We start from the raw sequence: 13,240 nt of genomic DNA on the forward strand, positions 1-13,240 counted from the left end.
GTTCATGGTGAAAAATAAACCCTAGTTAGGGGAAATCTGCGAAGACATCCCCCAACGGTTCATCAAATGGATTATTTGCCTAGCTTATCGATGGCAGCCTGCGCTTGTGCTTTATACTTCTCAGCAGTAGCAGTCACCGAAGCATTATTAGAAATAATATCCTGAACGAAGCTGTAAGTTGGGTAATCAGGGTAAGCGTCATCAATCATAATTACGCCAGTGCCAACAATATGCTCGCGAATCATTGCGATATCTTCTTCATGGCCGTAAATGCTCTCTAAGTAATCTTGGCCTGGATATTCTTCGATTTGAGGAATATCAAATGTTTCTTCATAAATTTGGTATACGGTTTTCGGATCAACTACGCCTTTTGGAATGAATTTAGCGGAAGCTGCCGTATTCGCATAAGTCATTTCCTTGCTGCCCTGCGGTCCGTTCGGAATCGGCACAACGCCCATGTCGAATGTAAGATCTTTCAAATTCCATTCAGCAGCTGTAAACATAGCTACGTCACCGTCTTTGAAAGTATTTGTTTCTTCCCAATTGAGTGGATCTCCTGATTTTACTCTCACAACGTTTTCTGTATTATAAAGACGATTTACAAACTCAGCCGCTTCAAGGGTTCTTGGATCTGAAATTCCCTCTTTGCCTGTTACTTCATCAGCGATTTTCACGCCGTTAGCAGCTGCGAAATGTTTTACAGCATCAACAGCCCAAGCGGAGTAACCATAAACGTCAATTTTTCCATCATTGTCTGTATCTTTTGTTGCTAGCTTAGCAATTTCAATAAATTTCTCCCAATTCCATTGACCGGAAGCATAAAGCTCCTGCAAATCAGGAAGTCCTAATTTCTTGAACAAGTCGCGGTTATAATGCATGCCTAGACCGATTGAGCTTGGATTATCAAATCCATACTCGCCGCCTGCGATTGCAGGATATTTGGCTTGTAAATTTTCTTCGTTATTAATGTTGGAGAAAGATTGCGAGAATTCGCTGATTGGAAGGATTTGACCTTTTAGAATCGCCGGCAATGCCGCTTTGTATTCCAGTTGAATAATATCTGCGAAAGGCTCACCAGCTAGAACAGAAGCTGTAAACTTATTCACCATCTCTTCGAAAGGAACATTTACAAATTCAATTTTCACATTATACTTTTTCTCTACCTCAGCAATTTTTGCAAGACGTGCTTTATCGGATGCCGTTTCGCCAGCTGGCTTCAAATCCCACCAAGCCGCAACCTTAATCACACGTCCGCCTAAGTCTACCGCTTCCGCTTTTGGCTCATCTGTTGGTGCTACAGTAGCAGCTGTCGTTTCCGCTGGAGGTGTGTTCTCCACATTCGTTTTATTCCCCCCGCTGCATGCAGTAAGCAAAAGCATTAAACATAACACCAGCAATGAAAACCCTTTCATTTGTTTCATTGTAAAACCTCCCAATTTTATTGTTCATCCAGAAACGTAAAGCATGAATAATAAAGCGTTTACAGATAAGTGCGAAACAGATAGCTGTTATCTTGAGTCGCTAACCATCACCTCATATCGTTATCTATAATGTTTTCTAATTTCATAACAAATATTATCACCATTCCATAAAATGGTCAATTGTTTTTGTTTGTTATGTTTGCAAAAAACGAGTTAAAACCTTATAATCATTTATATATAAAGGATTATTCAATATAAATCATTTAAACCAGCCTTCGTTTCACAATAACAAAAACAATAACAAATAATTATAGAGTATCGTTTGATTGATTATAATTATTTATTTACTTCTCATGCTTTACAACTTTCACTTCCATATTTAGTTATCATTAAAAATCAGTTATACTATTTTAAGGATTATGATATGGATTATTGAAATAAATCGATAATAGAGGATGATCTTCATGCGAGGTAAAGTTACTATACAAGAAATCGCTGACCATACTGGCTTGTCAAAATATGCGGTATCCCGAGCTCTATCAGGAAAATCGGGTGTCAGCGCTCAAACCAGAGAACTAATAATGAAGACTGCAGGTCAGCTTGGTTATTTCAAAGGATCTACCAGTATGCCGGTGTCTGGAGAACTCATAGATTTAGATACTCGAACTTGGACTGGCACCATTCTAGTCCTATTCCCAAATGTTCGTTTTCAAAATACGGAATCACTTTACTGGGGTCCTATCTTCAACGGTATCTCCTCACGATTAAACCAAAAGAAAATAAACATTGTTACGCTAACAGAACCAAGCGGTGATTCCATGTTCTCCCTTTTGAATCCAGATGCAATCATGGGCATTATTACGGTCGGTTCGATTTCAACACCCGTTTTGCTGGATATCAAACGTCTAGGTATTCCCGTTGTTATGGTCGATCATTATGATCCTTGCTTTCAATGTGATTCCATCTTTACCGATAACCTGTCCAGCATGCGTGAGATTATGACCTCTGTTATTGCGAAGGGCTATAAAACCTATCAGTTCTTAGGAAATATTAGAGATGCGCAAAGCTTCTATGAACGCTTCCTTGGCTTTCGGTCAGCGCTCGAAGACAATGATATTGAATTAAAACAAATACCGTCTCTCATGGGCCCTGAGATTGAAACCTTTTATGAAACCTTTAAAGAAGCTATTGAACAGCATGGTTTACCAGAAGTATTTATTTGCGCTAATGATATCTTTGCTTTATTCGCTTTAGAAACAATGAGAGACATGGGAATGGAAATTCCTGAAAATTTGGCATTCACCGGTTTTGATAACACGCATCCTCAAATCCCTTTTATAGCTACTGTCAATGTCGATAAGGAGCTGCTTGGCAAAAGAGCTGTCGATCAGATGCTTTGGAGAATTCTTAATCCAAACACAAGCTATGAAAAAACACTTATTCAAGCTGATGTAATGATTAGAAACTAATTTATACATAACTATTTAAAACAAAAGAGACGTATATGCCCAGGCATATACGTCTCTTTTTTAATAAGATATCGTTTTAGCGTAATACTCCTTAACTACAAGTTCTGCTTGCTTACCATATATATCGAAGCCTCTATTAGACTTCGCTTCCTCCAGTGAATAAAGCTTGGTACTCCAATCCCACCAGAAAAAACCTGCGAACCAAGGCTCATTCCAATACACCTGAAGCGTTGAACGATAAAAATTCGCCTGCTCTTCCTCGCTTGCCGCCAGATCCGTATGTGTGAAATCCCATGGCATTGTGGCACAGCCCTCTGCACTTCTACAGCCAATTTCCATAAAGACAATTGGCTTGTTAAACTTTTTCGATAATGCTTCCAGCTTTGGCTTTTGCGCTTCCCAGCCTTGAATCATCGACTCCAAGCTGTCGCCCGGCATCTTCCCTACTGGATAATACGCACTAGTCCCAATATAATCAACAGCGTCAAACCATTGAATGTCATCTTCCTTGCCATGATTAGCATTATAAATGAGGGGACCGCTATAAATTTGACGAATTTCAGCAATCAATCGCCGCCAGTAAACGGACTTCGTTTCCGTCTTCACCATCTCACAGCCAATACATAACATTTCACAGCCTAATTCCTCGGCAAGCTCAGCATAATGAAGCATAAAATGGGTATAAGACTTGAACCAAGCGTCCCAATACGGCGTGCCTCCATCTTCATTTGGAAAACCAATATGAGCTCGCCAAATACCGTCACGAGAGTTAACGACAGGCTTCAAGCATACTTTTAACCCTAGATCCTTCGCTTGTTTAACGGCAAATTCAATGTCCCGATCCGTCATTGTATAACCATAATCAAAGGGTATAGAAGTAGAATGTACATGATCCTGAAAAGTCCAAAACGATAAAGCAATCCATTCGCTGCCCGTTTCCTTTAGCTTTTTCATTGAATCGACGGCATAAGGCTGTCTGTAGGCTCCTCGGGTAGAGCCCCAGCCGTATGTCATACCTTTAAAAAAAGGCTTATCTGTCATGAGCGAACCTCCAATTATGATATAAAACAGTATTATTTCCAGTCTGTTCTAAACGGTGATGCAGGCAAACCAGCTCCGTTATAAAGATTCGTTGTCGGAGAATCATTCCACCCGTATCGAACAGCTACAGGCTGATCTACTTGATCAGCTGATACAAGAACAGAATCCTCCTCAATTACTGCACTCGCCCAGTAAAATTTTTTATCCGAACCGGCAATAGCAAATCCGATTAGCTCCCCTGAAGGCGTCTTCCGAACAGACTCCATCCCCTCTTTCATTCCAGCGAATAAGCCCTCCTCCGCATGATCAAAGTAAATTCGGATTGCATGATCTTCCGTTGCCATTGACTTATAAATGGGACCAGAATAAATAATTTCCTTATGATAGACCTTGCCTAACGCGCATAACGCAGATCGCAGCCCAACATCCTTCTTGTTAGTGGGATGTATATCTTCGCTATCTCCCACATCTGTTGTAACGACTAGACACGCATTCGTATCATTTAATACCGTATTTAGCTGAGCTTCACGCACCTCTGGCAGTCCCCCATACGTCTGTGAAGGATTATTTTCACTTTGAACGGTGCCAAATGCAGAAATTTGAATGACTATGAATGGCAGATTATTGTCTAAGAAGGTGTCTCTCCAATCCTTTATAAGGTCAGGCAGCAGCTGATTATATCCACTCTCTCCCCAATTACTCTCCCCCTGATACCAAAGCACGCCTTTCAATTTATAAGGAGCAAGCGGAGCAATCATTCCATTGTAAAGAGCAATTGGCGACTTAGCCGTTTCGATAGTCGTAGCGCCTGTTCTAATTTCATCAGCAGCAGCAAGATAGGCAGCATTTCTTTGCAGCGTAGCATAGCTGGTCCATGATTCTGCCTTCGTACCGCCTACTGATGAGAATAAAATCCCGATAGGCACATTCATTTCCTTATTTATTTCACTTGCAAAATAATAGGCTACTGCACTTAATTCTGCCGCTGATTCTGTTGTTGTAACCTGCCACTTCGTATTTGGATTAATCATGGAAAGGGGAAGCTGGCTCGTTTTTTCCGGTATTTTTATGTACCGAATATTGGCGTTATTCGCTTCTTTCAGTTCTGCATCCGCATTCATGGCCTCGCGCAACTTAAACGCCATATTAGATTGGCCTGAGCTTAGCCAGACATCTCCAAACAAAACATCTTGAAGGCTAACACGGTTTGTATTATTGCTGACCTCTATGGAATACGGCCCTCCAGCAGCAAAAACGCCTAAATTTATTGCCCATTCGCCATCAGGGTTCACCTTACCCGTAGCCGTTTTATTAGCTATTCCAATACGAACTTCTGTATTTGGCTCTGCCCATCCAGAAAGTACAGTCTCCGTATCCCTTTGAAGCACCATATGATCACCAAACATAGGATTGAGCAGCGGCTTGCCCATATATGCAGGCAGTGCTGTATAGGATAAAGAGGCATCTGCTTCATTATCCGCCTCGGATTTCAACCCGCGTGCTTGCACCTTCAGCTCATAATCACCCGCCATAGGCGGCAGCCATGTTAGCGTATGACTTCTACTGTAATCATTTAATGCTAACCATTCTCCCTGCTTTTCACGATACAGAAAACGATATTCAGCTGAATTATCGGCAACTGCAATGAGCGTAACCCCGTCATCTGCTGGTCCCGACTGACTGCTAGACGTTTCCAACGATACAGAATGAACTCGTCCTCCAGGTCCGCCGATTAATTGTATATAGTCAATTCCAATCCATCCCCAGCTTTTCGTAATATCAAATGTATGAGTTCCTGCATTCAGATTATATTGACCGATAACAGCGTCTTTCCATACAGCGGTTTCTTTGAATGTATATTCTGCAAGCCTCTCACCATCCAGGGATAAGAAATTAGGCTTATCCTCACCATATGCTTTATAGCGAATCGAAATCATATAAGTGCCGTCCGTATCCAGATTTACATTGAACCGCAATTGATCGCCTTCTGCATCGAAGCCTTCTACGAACTTACCGCCTGAGGCTGAGGCATCAGCTGTTATCGTTAATCCAGTCAGTTGTCCATCCTCTGCCTCTAGCTTTAGCACTCTACCTGCTACCACTTGCTCCGTTGCCATTGTCGCTGCTGCCTTCTCCTGATTTAGATCTTGCGAAGAAACTTCAGGAGTTCCATTATTTGAACTTGTTTGCTTCATTAGTAACACTCCTATCAAAATAACTGTTAAAACTCCGCTTATTATCCACCATTTTTTGTTCCATCTCTGATTCCGTTGCTCATCAAGCATCTACTTTCAGACCAACTTTCTATTCACATTTTTCAATAAATGAACCCAATTGGGAAGCGCTTACCAAAATAATGCTCACCACTTTCTATAAATAGAATGTATAGCGGATCCAGTTGAAAGAGATGTTTTGTTATTAAAACATAACATAAATAACACTTAATTATCAATATAAATAATAACATAACAAAATGATGGTCTTGTTATGTTATTGTCATATGTTTAGCAGCCTTAAGAACCGCACAATAAAAAAGGATCCTACCTAATCAAAGATTAGGAAAGATCCTTTTAATATTTATTAAGCAGTATTAGCCTTCATGTCTCATAAAGGCTTCGATATCCTGATCTGCCTTAGATTGATTACAAGCATTGCAGGCACATACACAATTATCGGGAGTTGTATGTCCGCCTTTCGCACGAGGAAGCTTATGGTCGATTGTATCTCCATATTGCCCGCAAAAATAACAGATAAGCTCATCCCGGGCCAAAATAAAGCGACGAAAATCTTTGTTGCTGAATAACCGACGAATCGTATAGCGATTAACGAGAACGGCAGCGTTCTCCCTCACTAATATAACGGCTAAGTCCAATTCTATTTCTTGATACCATCGTCTGCCTTTATCCGTTTTTCCCCGCATCCAAATCTTGCCCTCTCTATTGGGCCGGAGCAGATTCGACTGATCGGGGATAAAGGCTTTGGAAAAAGAGGATACTAGCGGCGATTGTTCTGGCACCCGAACAAAGACCGGCACTGTTTGCTTTATAGCTGGTTGCTCTGCAATCGCATTAGCAACGAATTGCTTCTTTGCCTTGCGGCATTCTCTGCAGGTGCCTCGGCGTGCGCCTAATCCAGAGCGTCCACCAGTACGACGTAAAAAAGAAGTCAAAGGCTTACTTTCTTTACAGACTGTACATTGCTTCGCATTCAGTTGCTCGGTTTCGTCCATATAGTAGTCACGGGATGCCTCATCTTCCAAGAGCCCGCTAATCCTCTCATCATTTTCTCTTATTGTAACATGAATTTAATGTTTATCTACTTTCACTCGTTTAATGAAGAGAGCCAAGATCAAACCTGCTATCGCGACGATAAGCGCGAATATGAAAGCATTCTGAATACCGGCTGTCAAAGCGAACGGCGCGTTTGCTGGATCTGTTGGATCGGCAACGCCGCTCATAAAGCTTTTGATACCAGCTGTCATAACGCTAACTGCAACGGCTGTTCCGATAGCTCCTGCAACTTGCTGCAGCGTGTTCATTATCGCAGTACCATCTGGATAGAGCTCTTTTGGAAGCTGGTTCAAACCATTCGTTTGCGCCGGCATCCATACCATTGATATTCCAATCATCATGCAAGAGTGCAAGACGATAATAAGAGTGATTGTTGATGCTGTTGTAACACCTGAGAAGAACCATAGTACAGCTGCAACAATGACTAGGCCAGGAATAACAAGCCATCTCGGACCATACTTATCAAATAATCCTCCCATTATAGGAGACATGATTCCATTGAGCAGTCCACCCGGGAGCATAACCAGACCTGCAGTCAAAGCGGATAGACCTAATCCGCGAATGAGAAACATCGGAAGAACGAGCATTGATGACAAAATAACCATCATACAAATAAATACCATCAATGTACCTACAACGAACATAGGAAACTTAAATGCACGAAGATTAATCATCGGCTGCTTCATATTCAGTTGACGAATAACGAAAAGAATGAGTGCCGCAACGCCAACTGCCATGGAAATGATAACTTTCGAGCTGCCCCAGCCGCCGTCTCCTTCTCCTGCACTACTGAATCCAAACACGATACCACCAAAGCCGACCGTAGAAAGCAAAATAGAAAACAAATCAATTTTGGGTTTAGTAATTGTCGAAACATTTTGCATGAAAGCTATCCCGCACAATAAAGAAATAATTAGAAAGGGAAGGGATATCCAGAAAATATAGTTCCAGCTAAGGTTTTCAATCAGCAGTCCAGCAATCGTGGGACCTACTGCCGGAGCCACCATAATAACAAGCCCGATTATCCCCATCGCTGCTCCCCGCTTCTCTGCCGGGAAAATAATTAGAATCGTATTAAACATAAGAGGAAGCAACAAAGCTGTTCCAATTGCTTGAATGACACGCGCTGCCAGCAGTACTTCAAAGCCTGGTGCTAAAGCTGCGACAAGCGTACCTAATATAGAGAAGGAAAGAGATGCAATAAATAATTGCCTTGTTGTAAACCACTGTAGCAGTAATCCTGAGATGGGAACTAAAATACCTAATGTAAGCAAATAACCTGTTGTTAACCATTGTACAGTTGCTTCTGAAATATCAAAAATCTGAATCAAATCACTTAACGCAACATTCAAGGCCGTTTCACTAAACATACCTATAAAACCACTTATCAATAATGAAATCATGATCGGAAAAACTTTGAATTTTTGTACTGCATTTTCTTCTGACACTAGCCCTGTTGCTTGCAAAATCTCCACACTCCTACTATCCTATAAATTATTTATATACTTCTCATAGAGAAGGACATTTATTAATTAAATACGGTATACATTTCGCTGCCGTTAACAGCGGCTGTGTATCCCTATTTGTTTGAGCCAATATAAGCGCTCCTTCTAATAAGGAAACAATGACGGTTGCCACGTCATTTGCGCGACTATTCTCCATCCCCGTCTCATGCAAGCGTTCAGAAATGACTGCTTGCCATGCAGCAAAAACACCTTGACCCGCCTCTCTCAGCTTCTCGCTGATCAACGATGTCTCAACCGCCATCCAAAAGCTGAATGGCATATAGCCCTTATAACCAAACTTCTCCGCATCTTCAGCCATATCAAAAGTAAAAGCTTGAACAGCCTCAGCTGGATCCTTGAACGTATTAAACTTGTTCTTCCATTTATCGATGACCAGCTTCTTTGTACACTCGATACAAGCAAGCGCAAGCTCCTCTTTGCCATCCGGAAAATAATAATATAAAGAGCCTTTTGGACATTCGCTCTCTTTAATAATTTGATTTAAACCCGTGGCATGATAACCTTGCGTAAAAAAAAGCTTAGCCGCCGTATCTAATATAACGGTACGAGAGCTTTGTTTCTCTGACATTTATTCACCCCTTGATTATAACGATCGGTCTATATAATAAAACCATGGACAGCCTTCTTTAGTCAACTTTTTTCTGATGGAAATCATAATAAAAAACAACCGAACAAATGTCCGGTTGTTCGAATATTTATATCCATTTTCATTATACGGTCATTGCTTTGAAGGCTTTCGAATGAAGAAAAAGTAACACATAACAGCACCAAGCTCGGATATTGCAATCCAAATACCCATCGGAAGTGCATTTGCGCTTCCGCCAAGGCCAACAAGAGGCGCCATGACACCACCAAAAGTGAAGGACAATAATCCAAGCAGCGCTGACGCGCTTCCTGCTGCATGGCCTTGCTTTTGCATAGCCAAAGCAAAACCAGTCGTACTAATGATTCCGACACTGGATACGACAAAGAATAAAGGAATGAGAATAGCAATTAATGGCGCATCAATTAGAATCATAGTCAGCAGGGAGAGACCAGCCGCAGCAGCGATAGCCAATCCGATAACAAATAGCTTTTTCTCACCTATTTTTGAAGCGAGTCTTCCTGTAACCTGACCGAATACGATGATACCCAATCCATTCATCGCAAATAACAAGCTAAAGCCCTGCGGCGAAACATGGTATAGATTCTGCAAAACAAAAGGCGATCCCGCAATATAGGCAAACATAGCCGCCATCACCAAGCCTTGCGCAAGCGCATAGCCCATAAACGTTCGATCACCAAGAAGGATTTTAAACGTGGTTAATGTTTGACGAAGCCCGCCTGTCATCCTTTTCTCTGGAACAAGCGTTTCCGGCAATCCAAATAGGACAGACAAAAAAATAAGCACGCCCCAGCCGCCTAAAACGATAAATACACCTTCCCATGAAGTAAAGTTGAGCAGTTGGCCTCCTGCGATTGGCGCAAATATAGGCGCAGCACCATTTACAAGCATGAGCATGGCAAAAAATTTAGTCAGTTCTGATCCTGAGTACATATCGCGAACAACTGCCCTAGAAATAACGATACCGGCAGAGCCTGCAAATCCTTGAATAAAACGCAGTGTAATAAGTATGCCAATTGAAGGCGCAAAGGCGCAGAGTACGGAGGAAACGCCGTAAATGGCAATAAAAATTAATAAAGGCAATCGTCTTCCGCGAATATCACTCCAGGTACCTGCAAATAATTGTCCAAGAGATAGCCCGATCATGCATGCAGTCAAGCTTAATTGGACAAGAGACGAGCTGGTATTTAAATCTACCGCAAGCTTAGGCAATGCAGGCAAATACATATCAAGAGATAATGGACCAAAGGCTGACAACGAGCCCAATAGTACAATCAGCCATATGCGCCTAAGTCCTGTTGATTGAGAAGTTTTTAAATTTCTTACGGTACTGAGATTAGACACGACAAATACTCCTTCTTTAGTTTGTTTAATTTTCATACTTTATCACTTTTACGGTGTTAAAAAAAGATTATCGACTAACATTTGTTCTCTTATGCTCATTTTGTTATGATTGTCATAGAAAAAGCTTCGCCAACCTTAGTTAATGCTTACGGAGTAGGTTATCTACGCCAATCTAGGCTATTGCTTATGAAGTAGGTTCGCTTTGCCAACCTTTAAGGAGGATCACATGCAAAAGATTAAAATATTTTCCGGTTCCTCGAACAACCTGCTCGCGGAACAACTTTGTAAACAACTAGAATTGCCTCTTGGCAAAATCGCTATTTCTCGCCATCAGAGCGGAGAAATTCATGTGTCCTATCAAGAATCAATTCGTACCCACGACGTATTTATCGTTCAATCTCTATCCCATCCAGTCAATGAGCATTTGATTGAGCTGCTTGTTATGATTGACGCTGCAAAACGCGCATCAGCCAAAACCATTAATATCGTTATGCCTTACTATGGCTACGCTCGCCAAGAAAGAAAATCAGCGCCGCGTGAGCCTATTTCGGCTAAACTTGTTGCAGACGTATTAACTACCGTTGGAGCAAATCGTATTATTACTGTCGATTTGCACGCCGATCCAATACAAGGTTTCTTCGATATTCCAGTTGATCATTTGACTGCGCTCGACTTGATTATCGAGTACTTAAAGAACAAAAACATAACCAATCCTGTTGTTGTATCGCCTGATGCTGGACGAGCAACTACTGCTGAGAAATTAGCTGGCCGTCTGAACTGTCCATTTGCGATTATGATCAAAAACCGTCCTGCTCACAATCAATCAGAGATCACGCATATTATTGGCGACGTTGAAGGTATGACACCGATTATAATCGAGGATTTGATTGATACAGGCAGTACAATCGTTAATGTTGTAGAAGCGCTTAAGAAAAAAGGGTCACATGATGCATTCATTTGCGCAACGCATGGCTTGTTCTCAGAGAATGCAATTGAAAAGCTGACTCACCCTAATATAAAAGAAGTTGTTATTACAGATACGATTACGTTGAATAATGAGCATTCTGATAAATTTATCGTGCTTCCAATGGCACCTTTACTTGCAAATGCGATCAAAATTATTAAAGAAGGCGGATCCATTGCCACATTATTCAAAACACGCAGTTAGCCTATTAAGTGTTCTAAATCGCACATCTCGCTAACATAAGGGGCTGTCGCAAAAGGTCAAAGTCCTGTTGCGACAGCCCCTCTTCCTTTTACCCTCAAGCTAGCAACATGATTTAAACAGTCTGCATTTTTCCAGCTTTTTTGTTCAATTCTCGTTTCACAACTGGAGCGACTTTCGCCGCCAGCAATTCAATTGAAGCAGCAACTTTAGCATAAGGTATAGCTCCGATATCGAATTGAAGCATATAGCGGTTATGACCAAACAGCTCATGCTGAGCCAGTATCTTCTCAATAATCTGCTCCGGGCTGCCAACTGCCAATGCATTCTCTGCACTAGTCAATTGATCAAATTGCTCACGTGACAGCTTTTGCCCTCGTTCAATCCCACCCATAAATTGCTCTACGTAATTGGCGTAATAAGGATAAAACTCATCTCGTGCTCCCTGGGCGGTATCAGCGATATATCCATGACTTGTAATCGCCACTTTTAGATTCTCACGCTTATGTCCTGCTTGTACGCCAGATGTCCAATAGTGATCTACAAGTGCTTTAAGCCTAGCAGGATCTCCTCCAAGGATAGCAAGAGCCATACCTGTGCCTAGATTCCCGGCAAGCTCCGCACTTGCTGGCGTTCCGCCAACACCAATCCAAAGCGGCAACGAATCCTGCGCAGGACGTGGCGCTATTTCGGCATTTTCTAGTGCCGAACGCAGTTTGCCACTCCATGTAATTCGTTCATTATCATTTAATAACAGCAGAAGCTTCATTTTCTCATCAAATAAATCTTTGTAATCCTCTAATTCATAACCAAACAGCGGGAAGGATTCCATATATGCTCCTCTGCCTGATATGATTTCTGCTCTGCCATCCGATAATAAATCCAAGGTTGAGAAATCTTCGAATACTCTTACAGGATCAGACGAACCTAATACAGTTGTAGCACTCGTCAATTTTATCCGATTCGTTACCCCTGCAATTGCAGCCAATACTACAGGCGGAGAAGTTACAGCAAAATCCAATCGATGATGCTCACCTACTCCAAAAATATCAAGACCCGCTTCATCTGCAAGTTTGGCAGCTGCAACGATTTCCTTCAAACGTTGACCTGCGTTAATAGTTTGGCCTGTGAAGGGATCCTTACTCAAATCACCTAGTGTATAAAGGCCAAACTCAAAGCCGATATCTCGATTCTTATTCTCCATCTCGCTCATTCGGCTCCTCTCCATGATGTGAAAAATGTTGTTATTCATGCCGATGATGTCATTCTTCCTGTGCATAATCGCAGTTACTTTATGTAAGTAATGATACATAAGTTATTTAATTGGGTCAAGTAAAGATAACATGTCCAGGATTCACCATATCGTCTACAACGTAATAT

10 protein-coding genes are annotated in these 13,240 nt (G+C 41.6%); 2 read left to right on the top strand and 8 right to left on the bottom strand.

From position 1 onward, the window contains the following. Positions 1-71: 71 nt before the first annotated feature. A complete protein-coding gene (locus AC0YOD_RS25000) occupies positions 72-1,421 on the bottom strand; it encodes an ABC transporter substrate-binding protein (protein ID WP_475802057.1) in 1,350 nt (449 codons plus the stop codon). 464 nt (positions 1,422-1,885) lie between these two features. Here AC0YOD_RS25000 and AC0YOD_RS25005 point away from each other — a divergent pair, with 464 nt between their 5' ends. Further along, positions 1,886-2,890: a LacI family DNA-binding transcriptional regulator gene (locus AC0YOD_RS25005; protein WP_475802058.1), complete on the top strand. Its 1,005-nt coding sequence runs from the start codon at positions 1,886-1,888 to the stop codon at positions 2,888-2,890. A gap of 60 nt (positions 2,891-2,950) precedes the next feature. Here AC0YOD_RS25005 and AC0YOD_RS25010 read toward each other — a convergent pair whose 3' ends face one another. The 6 genes from AC0YOD_RS25010 to AC0YOD_RS25035 form a co-directional block, all read right to left on the bottom strand. Then, positions 2,951-3,931 (bottom strand): glycoside hydrolase family 113, encoded by a 981-nt coding sequence (locus AC0YOD_RS25010; RefSeq protein WP_475802059.1) that lies wholly within the window; start codon positions 3,929-3,931, stop codon positions 2,951-2,953. Positions 3,932-3,963: 32 nt separating this feature from the next. Beyond that, positions 3,964-6,126, bottom strand: coding sequence for a CBM35 domain-containing protein (locus AC0YOD_RS25015; protein ID WP_475802060.1), 2,163 nt, complete (start codon positions 6,124-6,126; stop codon positions 3,964-3,966). Between the two features lie 395 nt (positions 6,127-6,521). Beyond that, a complete protein-coding gene (locus AC0YOD_RS25020; protein WP_475802061.1) occupies positions 6,522-7,160 on the bottom strand; it encodes an HNH endonuclease in 639 nt (212 codons plus the stop codon). 75 nt (positions 7,161-7,235) lie between these two features. Beyond that, positions 7,236-8,624 (bottom strand): MDR family MFS transporter, encoded by a 1,389-nt coding sequence (locus AC0YOD_RS25025; protein WP_475802062.1) that lies wholly within the window; start codon positions 8,622-8,624, stop codon positions 7,236-7,238. A 106-nt stretch (positions 8,625-8,730) separates the two neighbouring features. Continuing rightward, on the bottom strand, positions 8,731-9,315 hold the full coding sequence (locus AC0YOD_RS25030; protein ID WP_475802063.1) for a TetR/AcrR family transcriptional regulator: 585 nt from the start codon (positions 9,313-9,315) through the stop codon (positions 8,731-8,733). Between the two features lie 150 nt (positions 9,316-9,465). Continuing rightward, positions 9,466-10,695 carry a multidrug effflux MFS transporter gene (locus AC0YOD_RS25035; RefSeq protein ID WP_475802064.1) on the bottom strand — a complete coding sequence of 410 codons (1,230 nt, stop codon included), beginning with the start codon at positions 10,693-10,695 and terminating at the stop codon, positions 9,466-9,468. Positions 10,696-10,921: 226 nt separating this feature from the next. On the opposite strand from AC0YOD_RS25035, the gene AC0YOD_RS25040 reads away from it, so the two are divergent. Next, on the top strand, positions 10,922-11,863 hold the full coding sequence (locus AC0YOD_RS25040; RefSeq protein ID WP_475802065.1) for a ribose-phosphate diphosphokinase: 942 nt from the start codon (positions 10,922-10,924) through the stop codon (positions 11,861-11,863). 112 nt (positions 11,864-11,975) lie between these two features. Here AC0YOD_RS25040 and AC0YOD_RS25045 read toward each other — a convergent pair whose 3' ends face one another. Next, positions 11,976-13,064 carry an LLM class flavin-dependent oxidoreductase gene (locus tag AC0YOD_RS25045; protein WP_475802136.1) on the bottom strand — a complete coding sequence of 363 codons (1,089 nt, stop codon included), beginning with the start codon at positions 13,062-13,064 and terminating at the stop codon, positions 11,976-11,978. Positions 13,065-13,240: the final 176 nt, after the last annotated feature.

The sequence above is a fragment of the Paenibacillus sp. J31P13 genome (assembly GCF_056269295.1).